Source organism: Pseudomonas sp. DL, assembly GCF_047199225.1.
GTDB lineage: Bacteria > Pseudomonadota > Gammaproteobacteria > Pseudomonadales > Pseudomonadaceae > Pseudomonas > Pseudomonas aeruginosa.
This window is the reverse complement of record NZ_CP178323.1, coordinates 5,839,369-5,856,026: the sequence shown is the minus strand read 5'-3', so window position 1 is coordinate 5,856,026 and position 16,658 is coordinate 5,839,369. Positions and strand designations below refer to the sequence as shown.

Annotated in this window: 13 protein-coding genes; 4 read left to right on the top strand and 9 right to left on the bottom strand. The window is 66.8% G+C overall.

Translation table 11 applies throughout. From position 1 onward, the window contains the following. The first annotated feature begins 27 nt into the window (after positions 1 to 27). Positions 28 to 1,095, top strand: a complete 1,068-nt coding sequence (gene hemE, locus ACI766_RS27305; RefSeq protein ID WP_003103698.1) for a uroporphyrinogen decarboxylase — start codon at positions 28 to 30, stop codon at positions 1,093 to 1,095. Between the two features lie 121 nt (positions 1,096 to 1,216). Here the strand turns inward: hemE and ACI766_RS27300 are convergent, their stop codons facing one another. Then, the gene (locus tag ACI766_RS27300) at positions 1,217 to 2,197 is read right to left on the bottom strand and encodes a hypothetical protein (RefSeq protein WP_003121196.1); all 981 of its coding nucleotides are present in this window, start codon (positions 2,195 to 2,197) and stop codon (positions 1,217 to 1,219) included. Between the two features lie 73 nt (positions 2,198 to 2,270). Next, positions 2,271 to 3,344: an AraC family transcriptional regulator gene (locus tag ACI766_RS27295; protein WP_003146385.1), complete on the bottom strand. Its 1,074-nt coding sequence runs from the start codon at positions 3,342 to 3,344 to the stop codon at positions 2,271 to 2,273. A gap of 111 nt (positions 3,345 to 3,455) precedes the next feature. Between ACI766_RS27295 and ACI766_RS27290 the strand changes: the two genes are divergently transcribed. Continuing rightward, complete coding sequence (locus ACI766_RS27290) at positions 3,456 to 4,385, top strand: oxidoreductase (protein ID WP_023122847.1); 930 nt, start codon at positions 3,456 to 3,458, stop codon at positions 4,383 to 4,385. A gap of 27 nt (positions 4,386 to 4,412) precedes the next feature. On the opposite strand, the gene ACI766_RS27285 is transcribed toward ACI766_RS27290, so the two are convergent. Next, a complete protein-coding gene (locus ACI766_RS27285) occupies positions 4,413 to 5,729 on the bottom strand; it encodes an MFS transporter (protein ID WP_004352499.1) in 1,317 nt (438 codons plus the stop codon). 175 nt (positions 5,730 to 5,904) lie between these two features. Between ACI766_RS27285 and ACI766_RS27280 the strand changes: the two genes are divergently transcribed. Together ACI766_RS27280 and ACI766_RS27275 are read left to right on the top strand one after the other, a co-directional pair. Next, positions 5,905 to 6,810, top strand: coding sequence for a LysR family transcriptional regulator (locus ACI766_RS27280; protein WP_003095817.1), 906 nt, complete (start codon positions 5,905 to 5,907; stop codon positions 6,808 to 6,810). Positions 6,811 to 6,900: 90 nt separating this feature from the next. After that, positions 6,901 to 7,668, top strand: coding sequence for a ParA family protein (locus ACI766_RS27275; RefSeq protein WP_003103688.1), 768 nt, complete (start codon positions 6,901 to 6,903; stop codon positions 7,666 to 7,668). Positions 7,669 to 7,689: 21 nt separating this feature from the next. Here the strand turns inward: ACI766_RS27275 and ACI766_RS27270 are convergent, their stop codons facing one another. From ACI766_RS27270 to mscK, 6 genes are all read right to left on the bottom strand, one after another. Continuing rightward, a complete protein-coding gene (locus ACI766_RS27270) occupies positions 7,690 to 8,505 on the bottom strand; it encodes a universal stress protein (RefSeq protein WP_003161256.1) in 816 nt (271 codons plus the stop codon). A 112-nt stretch (positions 8,506 to 8,617) separates the two neighbouring features. Further along, a complete protein-coding gene (locus ACI766_RS27265; RefSeq protein WP_003116142.1) occupies positions 8,618 to 9,070 on the bottom strand; it encodes a YiiD C-terminal domain-containing protein in 453 nt (150 codons plus the stop codon). Positions 9,071 to 9,160: 90 nt separating this feature from the next. Continuing rightward, positions 9,161 to 10,438, bottom strand: coding sequence for a bifunctional O-acetylhomoserine aminocarboxypropyltransferase/cysteine synthase (locus ACI766_RS27260; RefSeq protein WP_016562437.1), 1,278 nt, complete (start codon positions 10,436 to 10,438; stop codon positions 9,161 to 9,163). Positions 10,439 to 10,558: 120 nt separating this feature from the next. Continuing rightward, positions 10,559 to 11,533 (bottom strand): sulfite exporter TauE/SafE family protein, encoded by a 975-nt coding sequence (locus ACI766_RS27255; RefSeq protein WP_014603373.1) that lies wholly within the window; start codon positions 11,531 to 11,533, stop codon positions 10,559 to 10,561. 150 nt (positions 11,534 to 11,683) lie between these two features. Next, positions 11,684 to 13,144: a protein adenylyltransferase SelO gene (selO, locus tag ACI766_RS27250; protein WP_003114563.1), complete on the bottom strand. Its 1,461-nt coding sequence runs from the start codon at positions 13,142 to 13,144 to the stop codon at positions 11,684 to 11,686. A gap of 66 nt (positions 13,145 to 13,210) precedes the next feature. Beyond that, complete coding sequence (gene mscK / locus ACI766_RS27245; protein ID WP_003103675.1) at positions 13,211 to 16,567, bottom strand: mechanosensitive channel MscK; 3,357 nt, start codon at positions 16,565 to 16,567, stop codon at positions 13,211 to 13,213. Positions 16,568 to 16,658: the final 91 nt, after the last annotated feature.

Below are 16,658 nucleotides of genomic sequence, written 5' to 3'. Positions count from 1 at the left end.
GCCAGCAGCCTTTGATCGGATGCCGTTATGACTGCCCTGAAGAACGACCGCTTCCTCCGCGCCCTGCTCAAGCAGCCCGTCGATGTCACCCCCGTCTGGATGATGCGCCAGGCCGGTCGTTACCTGCCGGAATACCGTGCCACCCGTGCCAAGGCCGGCGATTTCATGAGCCTGTGCATGAACCCGGAGCTGGCCTGCGAAGTGACCCTGCAGCCGCTGGACCGTTACCCGCAGCTGGACGCCGCGATCCTCTTCTCCGATATCCTGACCATTCCCGATGCCATGGGCCAGGGCCTGTACTTCGAGACCGGCGAAGGCCCGCGCTTCCGCAAGGTGGTCTCGTCGCTGGCCGACATCGAGGCGCTGCCGGTTCCCGATCCGGAACAGGACCTGGGCTATGTTATGGATGCCGTGCGCACCATCCGCCGCGAGCTGAACGGCCGCGTACCGCTGATCGGCTTCTCCGGCAGCCCCTGGACCCTCGCCACCTACATGGTCGAGGGCGGCTCGAGCAAGGACTTCCGCAAGTCCAAGGCGATGCTCTACGACAACCCTCAGGCCATGCACGCTCTGCTGGACAAGCTGGCGCAATCGGTGACCAGCTACCTCAACGGGCAGATCCACGCCGGCGCCCAGGCGGTGCAGATCTTCGACTCATGGGGCGGCAGCTTGTCGGCGGCGGCCTACCAGGAGTTCTCCCTGACCTACATGCGCAAGATCGTCGATGGATTGATCCGCGAGCACGACGGACGCCGGGTGCCGGTGATCCTCTTCACCAAGGGAGGCGGCCTGTGGCTGGAGTCGATGGCCGAGGTCGGCGCCGAGGCGCTGGGCCTGGACTGGACCTGCGACATCGGCAGCGCCCGGGCCCGTGTCGGTGAGCGCGTAGCCCTGCAAGGCAACATGGATCCCTCGGTGCTCTACGCCAATCCGGCGGCGATCCGCGCCGAAGTCGCGCGAATCCTGGCGGCCTACGGCAAGGGTACGGGGCATGTGTTCAATCTTGGCCACGGCATCACCCCGGAAGTCGACCCGGCCCATGCCGGCGCCTTCTTCGAGGCGGTGCACGAGCTGTCGGCGCAGTACCACGGCTGAGCCGGAACGAAAGAAGGGGAGCCGAGGCTCCCCTTTTTTCATGCGCGGGCCGACGGCCCTCCGGCGCGTTGGCTGGCGGGGTCGCGCCGGTGGCGTACCCGCCCTACGCAACCCGCCCGGCTCAACTGCTTACCTTGCCGGTGCGGTCGTTGATCACGAACAGCTTGCCGTTGGCGTCGCGCACGAGGATTTCCGCGCCCGGCTGGCCATCCATGTCGGCCACCGAATCGATGCTGTAGTTGACGTCGCCGATGCGGTAGTCGCTGCTGGCGCCGCTGGCGTGGTGGATGACCCGCACCTTGCCCTGCATCACCACGATCAGCTCGTTGCCCGGCTTGCCGTCGGTGTCCGCGGTGCCGCCATAGAGTGCCCAGGCGCTGGCGCCGATGTTGTATTCCTTGCGGGAACTGGCGTTGCTGATCACGTAGATGCCGGTGCTGGTGCGGCCGATGATCTCCGCGCCGGGCTGGCCGTCGAGGTCGGCGATCTGTGCGAGCGCGTGGTAGCCGCTGAAGGTGAAGTCCTTGGCGCCACCGGTGCGCGGGTCGATGACCTTGACGCCGTTGCCCATGTTCAGCACCAGTTCCTTGCCCGGCGCGCCGTCCACGTCGGCGACGTCGAACAGGCCCCAGGTGCCGTTGTAGCTGAAGGTGGCGTCGCGTTGCGTACGGGTGCGATCGAATACGGTGCGCACGCCGTTGCCGATGCTGAGGATGACTTCGTCGCCGGCGACGTTGTCGACGTCGGTGGCGCGCATGATCGCCCAGGAGACGTTGCCTACCGGGTACTTGCGCTGGGTGGTGCTGGCGTGGGAAACGATCACCAGGTCGGGACCGGCCTTGACCAGGATTTCCGCGCCGGGCTGGCCGTCGGTATCGGTGGCGCCGAAGACCGACCAGACCACGTTGCCGAAGCTGTAGTTGCGGGTGCTGCCGCCTTCCACCACCTGCAGGTTGGCGCCGTCGCGGTAGACCGCGGCGAGCTGGCCGTTGCCCCGCAGGTCCCAGGTTCCTACCAGAACGCCGGCCGCCTGGGCTGCGCTGGCGCAGAGGGAGAACAGTGCCGTGCCGAGCAGGCAGGCGCGCTTGATCGCTGGTTTCATAAAGTCCCTTTCATATCGCTGTCGAGGCCGGCCGGATGCCGGCCGCAGCAGCATAGAACAGCGCTTGCCGCGCTCAAGGGAAACGCGAGGGATTTGTCGAGCGCTTGGCATTTGTTCGTGAAACTGGTTGCCCGCCCAGCAGGCGGGCGCGGGTGTCGCTCGGCGGCTCGCCGGTCCAGCGCTTGAAGGCGCGGGTGAAGTTGGTTGGATCGCTGTAACCCAGGTACAGGGCGATACGCTGCAACGACACCTCGGGACGCCGCAGCAATCGCAAGGCCTGGCGCTGGCGAGCCTGACCGAGCAACTGGCGAAAGCTGGTGCCGGCGTCATGCAGATGCCGCTTGAGGCTGCGGCTGGACAGGTGCAGGCGCGCGGCTACTTCCTCCAGGTTGGGGAAGCGCTGTTCCTGGCGTTCCAGCTCCAGCCGCACGCGGGCGCAGATGTCCCGGCGGCCGGCATCGAGCAGCGCCAGTTCGCGCTCGCAGTGTTCGCGGGCGCGGCGCAACGCAGCTGGATCGGCCATCGGTAGCGAGCGGGCGAGCAGGATGGCGGGGAACACCAACTGGACGTGGGCCTGGTCGTAGCGGCACTGCGGCAGCGGCACAGGCACGGCAGGTTCGGGGTAGTCGAAGTCGAGCCTGCCGACCAGGGCCGGTTCGCCGAGCAGCCAGGCGCCGGAGCGATACAGGCCGATCAGCAGGGCTTCGCTGAAGTACCGGTGCAGCGCCGGCGGGAGCGCAGGGCCTGGCAGCAGGCGCAGGATCACCTGCTCGTCCTCGCGCAGCAGGCTGATTTCGACGTTGCCCTGCAGCAGCGGCATGTAGCGCAGCGCCAGGCACAAGGCATCGCCGAGCGTCGCCGAGGCCATCATCGCGTAGCCCAGGCTGCCATGGGCGGTGGGAGGCGTGCGCAAGGCGAGCTGTGCGCCGAGGCCGGGGTCGCCGCTCAGCGCGAGCGCCGCGGCGGCGATCGCCTGGTACTGCTGCGATGTGACGCGTGCTTCCGGCTCTTCCAGTCGCAGCGTCGACAGACCGATTTCCCGTAGCAGCGCGCGTCCGTCCAGGCCGCGTTCCTCCAGCAGGCCGAGCAGCAGGCGCGGGTAGGCGGCGGTGATGGTCGGTGCGTCGGAGTCCGTGCGGCGGCTCATGCTGGCGTGTCCTGGCCCGAAATGATCGGCAGTCTGGCGCGAGCGCGTCTGCCGCTGCATTGGCTGGTGCCGCAATACTGCCCGGCAACGCAGTCAAGCGGAGAACGAGCGATGCATCCCTGGGCACGACGCAACATTCCACAACTGGCCGGGCGCCTGGCGCTGGTCACCGGCGCCAACAGCGGCCTGGGTTGGCAGGCGGCGCGCACGCTGGCCGGCAAAGGGGCGACCGTGGTGATGGCCTGCCGCAATCGCGAACAGGCGGAGCGGGCGCGGCGGGCGATCCTCGACGAGTATCCCCAGGCACGCCTGGAGCTGGCCGATCTCGACCTAGCCGACCTCGCCTCGATCCGCGCCTGCGCCGCCGGTTTCCGTCAGCGCCACGCACGCCTCGATCTCTTGTTCAACAACGCCGGAGTGATGTTCCTGCCCCTGCGGCGTACCCGCGACGGTTTCGAGATGCAGATGGGCACCAATCACCTCGGCCACTTCGCCCTTACGGGACTGCTGCTGGAGTCGTTGCTGGCCGCTCCACGGCCCAGGGTGGTGGGCATGACCAGCGGTTTCAACCAGTTCGGCCGGCTGCCGCTCGACGACCTCAACGCCGAGCGCGGCTACAACCGCTATCTCGCCTATTGCCACAGCAAGCAGGCCAATCTGCTGTTCAGCCTGGAGTTGCAGCGCCGCGCCGGCCAGCGGGGCGTGCTTCTGCAGAGCCTGGCGGCGCATCCGGGCTACGCGGCGACCAACCTGCAGTACGCGGCACCGGCGATGTCCGGTTCGCGCCTGGGACGCTGGGCGATGAAGGTGGCCAACGGAGCGTTCGCGCAATCGGCGGAGATGGGGGCGTTGCCGGCACTTTCCGCGCTGACCGAACAGCGCTGGTATGGCGGCGCCTATGTCGGCCCGGATCGCTGGCTGGAAACCCGCGGTTATCCGGCGGCGGCGCGGATTCCGCGGAATGCGCGCGACCTGGGGCTGGCCGCGCGGCTGTGGGTGCTATCGGAAGAACTGACCGGAGTACGCTTCTGGTCGGAGTGAAGGCGCCGGGAGACCGGCGCCTCGAACTCAGTGGGCGGCCTGCGCCAGGGTGTTGCCAGGCAGGGCCGGCAGGCGCGCCAGGTGCAGCGAGACCAATACCGCGACCACCAGCAGCGAGCCGATGAACAGTCCGATGCCGTTCCAGCCGTAGTAATGCCAGAACACCCCGCCGAGGGTGCCGGCCAGGCTTGAGCCGACGTAGTAGCTGAACAGGTAGAGCGACGAGGCCTGGCCCTTGGCGCGCAGGGCGCGGCGCCCGATCCAGCTGCTCGCCACCGAGTGCGCGCCGAAGAAGCCGAAGGTGAATAGCAGCAGGCCGGCGAGCATCAGCGGGATCGGCTCGAACAGGGTCAGCAGCAGGCCGCCGAGCATCAGCAGGATGACCGCCCAGAGCACCTTGCGTCGCCCCAGCTTGTCGGCCAGCGAACCGACCCAGGCCGAGCTGTAGATGCCCGAGAGGTAAACCACCGAGAGCACGCCGACCACCGCCTGGCTCATGTGGTAGGGCTCGGCCAGCAGGCGGTAGCCGATGTAGTTGAACAGGGTGACGAAGCTGCCCATCAGCAGGAAACCGATCAGGAACAGCCAGGGCAGTCCGGCGTCGCGGAAGTGCAGGCGGTAGCCGTTGAGCAGGGTCGCCGGCTTCAGCGGTGCCGGCCGGAAGTGTTTCGATTCGGGCAGCACGCGCCAGAACACCAGCGCGGCGACCAGGGCCAGGCCGCCGAGGACCGCCAGTGCGGCATGCCAGGAGATGAAATCGACCAGGACGCCGCTGATCAGGCGTCCGCTCATCCCGCCGATGGCGTTGCCGCCAATGTACAGGCCCATCGACAGGCCGATGTGCTGCGGATGGATCTCTTCGCTGAGATAGGTCATCGCCACCGCGGCCAGGCCGCTCAAGGACAGCCCGACCAGCGCGCGCATCAGCAGCACGCCATGCCAGGTGGGCATCACCGCGCTGCCGAGGGTGAACAGCGCGGCGGCCAGCAGCGAGATGACCATCACCGGCTTGCGACCGATCGCGTCGGAGATCGGGCCGGTGACCAGCAGGCCAAGGGCGAGCATGGCGGTGGCGACGGACAATGCCAGGCTGCTTTCCGCGGCGCTGATGGAAAACGCCTTGGACAGCACCGGCATCATCGGCTGGATGCAGTAGAGCAGGGCAAAGGTGGCGAAACCGCCGGAGAACAGCGCCAGCGAGGTGCGCATGAACTGCGGGGTGCCTTTTTCGATATAGCGTTCGACTTCGGTGGCGGCTTCCAGCACCTCGTTGGCTGCTTCGCGGGCCGCCTCGATTAACGCGGGTTCTTCTTCGGCCTGTGGCCGGACTTGCGGATTGCTCACGGGGCACCTCTGGGGACGGTGGCGAGCAGGCACAACGAGGCCGCGCCACCTGGATTTCAGGGACAAGGGGTCGTTGTTGGAGGTTATGTGGCAAAGGATATAGATAGGTTTATATGATTTCCAATATATTGATCGACACGATTGATATGTAAAAAGACCTAATTGGAGGGGCCGCGTGGAACTCAGGCACCTGCGCTATTTCATCGCCGTCGCCGAGGAGCTGCACTTCGGCCGCGCCGCCGAGCGCCTGGGGATCTCCCAGCCGCCGTTGAGCCAGCAGATCCAGGCGCTGGAGGAGGAAATCGGTGCGCGCCTGTTCGAGCGCACCAACCGCCGCGTCGAACTCACCGACGCCGGCCGGCTGTTCCTCGACGAGTCCCGCCAGGTGCTGGCCCAGGTAGACAAGGCGGTGTTGCTGGCGCGTCGGGCCCACCTGGGGGAACTGGGCGAGCTGAAGATCGGTTTCACTTCCTCGGCACCCTTCACCTCGACCATACCCAGCAGCATCCATGCCTTCCGCAAGGCCTATCCGGACGTACACCTCGACCTGCAGGAAATGAGCAGCCGCCAGGTACTCAAGGCGCTGCTCGAGGAAAGCCTGCAGGTGGGCGTGATCCGCCCGCTGGCGCTGCCGGATGCGGTGCATTGGGTGGAGTTGTTCCGCGAACCGCTGGTGGCGGTGCTGCGGGCTGACCATCCGCTGGCGGCCGGCAGCGAGGATGGCCTGGCCATCGCCGCCCTGGCCGAGGAGCCCTTCGTGTTCTTCCCGCGCAGCTACGGCACCGGGCTCTACGACCAGGTCATCGCCCTGACCCGACAGGCCGGCTTCAGCCCGCGCATCGCCCAGGAGGCCAGCGAGGCGATGACCATCATCGGCCTGGTCTCGGCTGGACTGGGGGTGTCGATCCTGCCGGCGTCGTTCCGCCGCACCCGGGTCGACGGCGTGGTCTACCGCACCCTGAGCGATCCCGAGGCGACGACTGCGGTATGGCTGGTCCGTCGGCAGAACGAGGGCTCGCCGCTGGCGCTGTCCTTCATCGACCTGGTGACCCGTGAGGCGGCCAGCCTGCGCCGGCGCTGAACCGCTCTACGTCAGGACCGAGACGGTGCTCGCGCTTGCCCGCGGCTTTGCCTATCATCCGGGATCAGGCTCGGCTCACGGAGATTTCCCATGCGGCGCGTGGTGTTCAATCAGAAAGGCGGGGTAGGCAAGTCCAGCATCGCCTGCAACCTGGCGGCGGTCAGCGCGGCGGAGGGCTATCGCACCCTGCTGGTGGACCTGGACGCCCAGGCCAACTCCACGCACTACCTGACCGGACTGACCGGCGAGGACCTGCCGGTGGGGATCGCCGACTTCTTCAAGCAGACCTTGTCTTCCGGGCCCTTCAGCAAGAAGGGCAGGGTCGAGATCTACGAGACGCCGTTCGACAACCTGCACATCGTCACCTCCAGCCCCGAATTGGCCGACCTGCAGCCGAAGCTGGAGTCGAAGCACAAGATCAACAAGCTGCGCAAACTGCTGGACGAACTGGACGAAGACTACGACCGGATCTACCTGGATACCCCGCCGGCACTGAATTTCTACACGGTATCTGCGCTGATCGCTGCCGATCGCTGCCTGATTCCCTTCGATTGCGACAGCTTCTCCCGCCAGGCGCTGTATGGCCTTCTCCAGGAGATCGAGGAACTGCGTGACGACCACAACGAAGACCTGCAGGTCGAGGGCATCGTGGTCAACCAGTTCCAGCCGCGCGCCAGCCTGCCGCAGCAACTGCTCGACGAGCTGGTGGCGGAGGAACTGCCGGTGCTGCCGGTGTACCTGATGAGTTCGGTGAAGATGCGCGAGTCGCACCAGGCTTGTACCCCGCTGATCTTCCTCGAACCGCGGCACAAGTTGACCCAGCAGTTCGTCGAGTTGCACGGGCTGCTCGAAAGCTGAGCAGCCTCTGCGGCAGCGCTTCTACGAGGTAACCAGGACGTCGCAGCTCGGCTGGCGCAGGTAACGTTGCGCCAGGTTGCCGAGCAGCGCCTGCATCAGCGCGTTGCGGCTGTGCCGGCCGAGGGCGAGCAGCTCCGGCTGGCGCTGCTTCAACGCGGCGTCCAGGCTGTACGGCAGCACGCCGGGAACCACTTCGTGGCTCAGCTGCGGCCCGACGCCCGGCAGGCGCTCCTGCTCGTCGCTCAGCAATTGTTCGATCAGCCCGGCCTGGGTGGCCAGGTGCGCGGCATTCTGCCTGGGCAGGCCGAGCACGCTGTCGTCGGGGGACTCGAACACGTGCAGGGCGTGCAGGTCGGCTTCCACCGGCAGCAGGCGGTAGGCCTGGCGCAGCGCGGTACAGGCGCACTGGGAAAAGTCCAGGGCGCTGAGCGCCTGGCGGTAGGGTTCGTCCGCCTCGCGCACGGCGAGCAGCACCGGCACCCGGCTGCGCCGCACCACCTGGTCGAGGGTGGTGTTGCCGAAGCGTTCGAAGGTCTTCTGGTGGTGTGCGCCCATCAGCAACAGGTCCGGTTCGAGCGCCCGGGTCTGCTGCAGGATGCCGTCGATCGGCTGGCCTCTGAACAGGTGGATGGCGCTGTCCTCGTCGAGGCCGGCCTCCTTGCGCTTGAGCTGCAGCATGGCGCTGACGGTCTTCACCGCTGACGCCGATAGCCCCGGGTCGTACACGTGCAGCAGGCTGACCCGCGCATCGTGCTGGCGGGCCAGTTGGGCTGCGCGGGCGAGGGCGACGTCGGCTTCCGGGGTGAGGTCGTGGGCGACCAGGAGGTGGCGGATCATGGCGGACTCCGTGGGATGGCTACGCTGGCTTCTCCACTGTCGCGCCGCAGCTCGCTACGGACCTTGATCCATGGCAGAAAAAACCTTCGCCGTGCCCTGCGAAATCTGCCAGTCAGGGCCGCGCGTGGCTGCGTAGCTGGTACAACGCGGTGCTTTCCGCCACCACCTCCCCCTGCTCGTCGGTGAGTTGCAGTTCGAGGCTGTATTCGGCCTTGCCGCGCTCCCCGGCCTCGGTTTCCAGTTGGCGGATGCGCTCGGCATCCAGGCGTGCCTCGACGCGTATGTCGCCCTTGGCCGGGCGGCGGAAGCGCAAGGTCATCTCCTTGACGATGGGATAGAAGCGGGCGCTGTCGAAGCTGGTCAGGAACAGCGCGCCACCGGGAATTTCGGCGAGGGTGAAGAGCGCCCCGGCGTACATGCTGCCGATGTGGTTCTCGTTGCCGGCGCCCGGCATGCGCAGGCGCACGTAGCCGGGTTCGAGGACTTCCGCCCTGAGTCCGCTGCGCTGGACGAAGGCGATCTTTTCTTCGGTCAGGTGCCTGGCGAGTTCGGTGGGCAGTGGCATGGCGCTCTCCATGTCGGGGATCCCAGCCAGACTAGCCGGCCGGCCAGGCCGGGCAAGGACCGAAACGCTCGCCCGGACTGACCGATCCGCTCAGCGTGCGGCGGCGGCCAGGGCCTGGTCGAGGTCGGCGAGGATGTCGTCGATGTGCTCGATGCCGATCGACAGCCGCACCATGTCGTCGGAGACTCCGGCGCGGGCCAGTTCCTCCGCGTTCAACTGGCGGTGGGTGGTGCTCGCCGGGTGGCAGGCCAGGGACTTGGCGTCGCCGATGTTGACCAGCCGCACCACCAGCCTCAAGGCGTCGATGAAGCGCGCGCCGGCGGCGCTGCCGCCCTGGATGCCGAAGGACAGGATCGCCGCCGGGCGGCCCCCCAGGTAGCGCCGGGCCAGGGCGTGCTCGGGGTTGTCGGCGAGGCCGGCGTATTTCACCCAGGCCACCTGCGGATGTTGTTGCAGGTAGCGGGCTACGGCGAGGGCGTTGTCGCAGTGGCGCTCCATGCGCAGCGCCAGGGTCTCCAGGCCTTGGAGGATGAGGAAGGCGTTGAATGGCGAGAGCGCCGCGCCCATGTTGCGCAGCGGTACCACCCGGCAGCGGCCGATGAAGGCGGCGGGTCCGAAGGCCTCGGTGTAGGTGACGCCGTGGTAGGACGGATCGGGCGTGTTCAGCAGCGGGAAGCGCGACTTGTTCGCCGCCCAGTCGAATTTGCCGGAGTCGACCACGATCCCGCCGATGCTGGTGCCGTGGCCGCCCATGTACTTGGTCAGCGAGTGCACGATGATGTCGGCACCGTGCTCGAACGGCCGGCAGAGCACCGGGGTGGCTACCGTGTTGTCGACGATCAGCGGTACGCCGTGGCGGTGAGCGGCGTCGGCCAGTGCCTGCAGGTCGATGATGTTGCCCGCCGGGTTGCCGATGGTTTCGCAGAACACGGCCTTGGTCCGCTCGTCGATCAGCGCTTCCAGGGCGGCGATGTCGTCGTGGGCGGCGAAGCGCGCCTGGATGCCGATGCGTGGCAGGGTGTGGGCCAGCAGGTTGTAGGTGCCGCCGTAGAGCTTGGCCACCGAGACGATGTTGTCGCCGGCCTCGGCGACGGTCTGGATCGCGTAGGTGATGGCCGCCATCCCCGAGGCCACCGCCAGCGCCCCGACCCCGCCTTCCAGCGCCGCGACGCGCTGTTCCAGTACATCGTTGGTGGGGTTCATGATCCGTGTGTAGATGTTGCCCGGTACCTTCAGGTCGAACAGGTCGGCGCCATGCTGGGTGTCGTCGAAAGCGTAGGAGGTGGTCTGGTAGATCGGCACCGCCACCGCGCGGGTGGTCGGGTCAGGGCTGTAGCCGGCGTGGACGGCCAGGGTTTCCAGTTTCATGCAGCGTTCCTTCGGGCAGATTGGAAGGACGCAGCATGGGAAAGCGCGCCGGGCGGGTCAATGCGCCCGGGCAAGGAAAAGCGTGCCTGGTTAGACCGTTGTGTTCGCCGCTTATGCCTGTCAGCGCAGGCCGATGTAGATGTTGTAGGCGCTGATCAGGGTGATCAGGGTGCCGACGATGACCAGCAGGGTGCGCGGCGAAAGCTTCTTGCACAGCAGGGCGGCGAACGGCGCGGCGAACAGGCCGCCGAAGACCAGTCCGGCGACCATCTTCCAGGTGTCCGGCTGGCCGGCGAGGAGGATGAAGGAGGTGGCGCTGGCGATGGTCAGGAAGAACTCGGCGAAGTTCACCGAGCCGATGGTGGTGCGCGGGTCGCTACCCGAGCCGATCAGGCTGCTGGTGACCACCGGGCCCCAGCCGCCGCCGCCGGCGGCATCGACGAAGCCGCCGAAGAGTGCCAGCTTGGCCACGTGGCGCGGTGCCCGGCGCGTGATCACGTGGCGGTAGGCCTTGCTCAGGATGTACAGGCCCATCAGCAGCAGGTAGGCGGAGATGAAGGGCTTGAGCTGGTGGCCGTCGAAGCGGGTGATCAGCACGGCGCCGAGCACCGCGCCGATCATTCCCGGCAGCAGCAGGCGGAGGAAGAGTGACTTGTTGACGTTGCCGAGCTTGACGTGGGAAATCCCGGAAAAGCCGGTGGTGAACACTTCGGCGATGTGCACGCTGGCGCTGGCGGCGGCCGGCGTGGCGCCAGCGCTGAGCAGGAAGGTGGTGGCAGTAATGCCGTAGGCCATGCCCAGCGCACCGTCGATCACCTGGGCGAAGAAGCCCACCGCCACCGCGCTCCAGAAACCTCGGCTGGTCAGGGCCTGCTCGATGATCTCGAAGCCGCTGCTGCCGCCGTTGTCGAAGAACAGGCGCCAGGCCAGGAAGGCGAGCAGGCCGACCAGGATCAGCACCGCCGCCCACATGGCGGCGCGCAGTACCGGGTGGTCGTCCGGATGGGTGACGAAATCTTCGACAGGAGGCAGACCTAGCGCCTGGTGTTCGGTGTTGATCGAACTCTGGCTGAGATCGAGGTCGCGTATCTTCATGCGGCAAGGCGCCTGACAGGAGGTGGTAGAACAGGCTGGAATAAGTGTGGCGGCGAAGATAATCGGCTTTTCTTAGTGCGTCTAAGAAGTTTTCCGAAGGTATTTATTCCATTGCGGCATTATCGGCCGCCGTTCTGTCAGGGCATCCCGTCAGGAGGAGCAACTGATTTCCAGGTGCCGCCCCCAGTCCGGCGGGCGCCGAGTGAAGCGCTCCATGCCCGGCTGTTCCTCGAACGGGCGACTCAGTACCTGGTGCAGCAAGCGGACTTCCGTGTAGTCGCCCTGCTCGGCCGCTTCGATGGCCTGCTGTGCCAGGTAGTTGCGCAGCACATAGAGCGGATTGACCGCGTGCATGCGCCGGCGCCGCGACTCCTGGTCTCCGCCTTCTTCCTCGACGCGCCGGCGGTAGGCCTCGGCCCAGCGGTCGAAGGCCTCGCGGTCGACGAAGTCGTCGCGCAGGCTGGCCAGCGCCCGCTCCGGAGTTTCTTCGCCGAGTCGGCGGAAGAACAGCGAGTAATCCACCGCGCTGCCCTGCATGCGCTGCAACAGTTCCTGGACCAGGGCATGGTCGTTCTCCGCGGCGACGCCCAGGCCCAGGCGCCGGCGCATCAGGTCGAGGTAGTGGGCCTGGTAGAGGGGCAGGAACAGGTCGAGGCTGGCGCGCAGTTCGTCCACTTCCACCAGTGGCGTCAGCGCCTGGGCCAGGGCGGCCAGGTTCCAATGGGCGATCGGTACCTGGTTGCTGAAGGAGTAGCGGCCGGCGTCGTCGGAGTGATTGCAGATGTGATTGGCGTCGAAATCGTCGAGGAAGGCGTAGGGCCCGTAGTCGAAGGTAATGCCGAGGATCGACATGTTGTCGGTGTTCATCACCCCGTGGCAGAAGCCATAGGCCTGCCAGCGGGCGATGAGTTCGGCGTTGCGCTCGACGACCTGGCGGAACATCGCCGCGTATGGCCGCTCGGCTGCGTTGCAGTCGGCGAAGTGGTGTTCCAGAACGAACGCCGCCAACTGTTTCAACTGGTCGTGCTGGCGGGTGTAGTAGAAGTATTCGAAGTGACCGAAGCGCACGTGGCTGGGCGCCAGGCGCAGCAGCGTCGCCGCGCTTTCCTTCTTCTCGCGCCAGACCGGCGTGCTCGAACCGATCACGCAGAGCGCCCGGCTGCTGGGAATGCCCAGTGCCGGAAGGGCTTCGGAGGCGAGGAACTCGCGGATCGACGAGCGCAGCACGGCGCGCCCGTCGCCCATCCGCGAGTAGGGGGTCTGGCCGGCGCCCTTGAGGTGCAGGTCCCAGTGCTCGCCGGCCTGGTTGATCACCTCGCCGAGCAGCAGGCCGCGGCCGTCGCCCAGGCGCGGGTTATAGGAGCCGAACTGGTGGCCGGAATACACCATCGCCCGCGGCTCGGCCTCCGACCACAGCTTGTGCCCGCCGAACAGTTCGGCGAACAGCGCTTCGTCGCTGGTTTCCGCTGGCAGGTCGAGCAGCGCCAGGGCGGCGGGGCTGGCTACCACCAGGCGCGGCTCGGCGATGGGGTCGGGCAGGACTTCGGTGGAGAAGGCGCCGCCCAGGCGGGCGAAGCGGTTGTCGAAGTCGAGGTCGTCGAGTGATTTCAAGAGAGGCCTCCGGCAATTCCCGAGCATTGTGCTGGGAATTGCCGGAGGGCGTCCAGGCCCGGAGGTTCAGCGGGTCGGTTCGGCGGGACCGTCCTGGCCCTTGAGCGCGGGCGGATTGCCGACGCCGCTGTGCTGCGGCTCGCCGACGAACAGCTGGACCTGCTGGCCCTGGAGGTTCTTGACGAACACATCGACCTGGTTGAAAGCCATGTCGATCTTGTGTTCGCGGAAGCTGGTGGCGATCTTCGTCAGGATCTCGTCGGTAGAGGGGTTGCGGTCGCCCAGTTCGCGGACGTGGAAGCGCAGCTCGTAGTCGAAGGTACTGGCGCTGATGGTCAGGAAGTACAGCAGCGGCTCCGGGTCGCGCAGTACCCGCGGGTTTTCCTTGACCGCCTGCATCATCAGCTTGCGCGCCAGCGGCAGGTCGGTCTCGTAGGCCAGGCCGATCTTGATGGTGACCCGGGTCACGGTATCGCTCAGCGACCAGTTCACCAGTTGCCCGGTGATGAAGGTCTGGTTCGGGACGATGATCTCCTTGCGGTCGAAATCGGTGATGGTGGTGGCGCGGATGCGGATCCGGCTGACCGTGCCGGACAGGTTGCCGATGGTCACCACGTCGCCGATTCGTACCGGACGCTCGAAGAGGATGATCAGGCCGGAGACGAAGTTGGAGAAGATCGCCTGCAGGCCGAAACCGAGGCCTACCGAGAGCGCCGCCACCAGCCATTGCAGCTTGTCCCAGCTGACCCCGAGGGTGGACAGGGCGCTGACGATGCCGATGCCGCTGATGGCGTAGGAAAGCAGGGTGGTGGTGGCGTAGGCGCTGCCCTGGGCCAGGGTCAGGCGCTGCAGTACCAGGACTTCCAGCAGGCCGGGCAGGTTGCGCGCCAGGGCCACGGTGACCACCGCGATGGCCAGCGCCGCGAGGAAGTCGCGCAGGCTGATCGGCACGCTGGTGGCCGCTTCGCCGGTGCCGGCGGTGTACTGGTACAGGGTGACGTTGTCGAGGTAGGAGATCACGCTGATCAGGTCGGCCCAGACCCAGTACAGGCAGACGATGAAGCCGATCAGCAGGGCCAGGCGGATCAGCCGCAGCGATTGCTGGTTGATCTGCTCGATGCCGAGGGTCGGCTCCTCGACGTTGGTCTCGCCGTCGACGCCTTCCTTCGCCGCGTTCTGCCGTTTCGCCAGGGCCCGGGCGTAGGCCAGGCGCCGGGCCGCCACGCCCAGGCCGCGGACGAAGGCGGCTTCGATGACGAACCAGAGCAGCAGCAGGTAAAGGGTATCGATGAGACGGTCGGTGAGCTTCAGCGAGGTGTAGTAGTAGCCGAAGCAGACCGCGACGAAGAGCACCAGCGGCAGCGCGGTGAAGAGGATGCCGACGATCATCTTGATCAGCGACGGACGCTCGTCACCGGGGCTGCTGAACAGCAGGCGGCTGAGCAGCCAGGCCATGGCCGCGTAGCCGAGCAGGACCACGGCGATGCCGATCACGTCGTCGGCCAGACTCGCCGGCTGGTGCTCGGCCACCGTCACCACGCCGACCAGCGCCAGGACCACAACGCCGAGGCGGACCAGGTGCCGGTCGAGGAAGCCGACCTGTTCGCGGCTCCAGTGGAAATGCCGCTCGGCAATGCCGCCCGGGGTGAGGATGCGATGGGCGGTGTAGAACAGCAGCCAGACCTGGGCCATTTCCAGCAGGGCGCTGCCGAGGGTGGCGTTCTGGCCGCGGGCGTCCAGCAGCAGGGCCAGCCCGGCGACGGCGAAGGTCAGGGTGCCGGGCAGGGCGAGGAGGATGGTGATCAGGATCGCCAGCGGGGTATGCAACTGGCTGTCGCGCTTGAAGTGGCCGATGTCGTCGTTCAGCTCCGCCAGCTTGTCGTACAGGTAGCGGCGTTTCCACAGCAGCGCGGCGATCAGCAGGAACAGCGGCAGGAACAGCAGCGGCCGATCGACCAGGCCTTCGCCCAGTTCACGCACCCCGGAGCCCCAGGGGATCTCGGTGAGCTGGTTCTTCAGCAGGGTCGGGGTCATCTTGAACCAGGACAGGTCGAGCGGCTGGTTGCTGGGAATCCAGAACATCTGCTCGTCGAGGGTGGTGCGCAGGCTCTCGCTGGTGGAAAGCAACTGTTTCTGGTTCAACTGCAAGGTGATCGCTTCGTTGAGCAGCGCGTTGAGTTCGTGGTTGAGCCGTTCGAGCAACTCGGAACGGGTTGCCAACAGGGTGTCGAGATCCTTGCGCAGTTCCGGCGTGACCTGCTCGCTGGGCTGCTGGGCGAGCAGGTCGTCCAGGTATTGCTGCGGGGTCGCCAGCTTGTCGCGTTCCTGGTTCAGTTCGAACTGGCCGAGGCGCAGGTCGGCGATCTCGTCGGCCAGGCTCTGGTCGGCCTTGATCTTGGGCAGCGCCTGTTTCTGCTTGTAGAGGATGCGCGACAGCAGCAGGCTGCCGCGCAGGACGTTGATCTGTTCCTCGAGGGCCTGGTTGGACTGGGTCAGGTTGTCCAGTTGCTGCTTGGTCTCGAGGTTGCGCCGGGTGAGCACGTTGAGGCGGTCGGTGGCACGCAGGAGGTAGTCGGAGAGACGCAGGTTCTTGGCGTTCTCCTGGCTCAGCAGGCTGTCGGTGCCGGCCCCCTGGGCGCCTTCCTTGGACAGCTCGGCGACGGTCTTTTCCGACTGCTCGCGGCGCTTCTCGCTGATCAGCGCCTGCAGGTCGAGGGTTTCCTTTTCCAGGCGCGAGATCTTCTCGGTGAGCAGATCGTGCTGGCTCTTGCCGAGGTCCTGCAGCAGGTTGTTGCCGGCCAGCTCCTGGCGCAACAGCTGGCTCTGCACGGTCAATGCGGCCTGCTCGGCGAGCAGCTCGCCGCGACGGTCGGCGTTGATCGTCTTGCCGCTTTCCTTGCCGGCCTTGAGCAGCGAGCCGATTTCCAGGATCCGTGCCTGCATGCTGCTGATGCCGGCCTGGGCTCGTTCCGGACGGGTCTCGGCGGTGATCGACAGGCTGTTGGCCTCGCCCAGGGCTTTCTGCCACTCGGCCTGCTGGGTGGTGCGGTCGTTGAGCAGCATTTCCAGGCGGGCCGCGCTCTCGCCGCTGTAGCGTTCGCTGACCGGACGTTCTTTGGTCTTCTTCAGGCGCTCCAGTTCGCGCTGGTTTTCCTCGATCTGCCGGGGCGCGTCGCTCAGGCGCTTTTTCAGGTCCTCCAGGCTCTGCAGCGCTTCGTCGCGCGCGGCGAGGAACTTGAGGGTCTGTTCGAGGCTGGCCTTGGCGACCTTCTGGTCGGCTTCGGCGAGCTTGCGCTCGGCCAGCTTGTCGAGGCTTTGCTGGACGGCCTCGGCCGAGGGCGGCTCGGACTGGGCGAGGAGCGGCGGACTGGCAAGGCAGAGGCCGAGGAAAAGAATAGCGATCAGGGAGCGAAGGGCAGGCATGGTCGAGAAGAGACTCGAAGAAGGGTGAATGCAGGTTAGTGGTGGCTCCGAGGCGCCGCAAGGCGCCTCGGAACGGGAATTCGACAGGAAA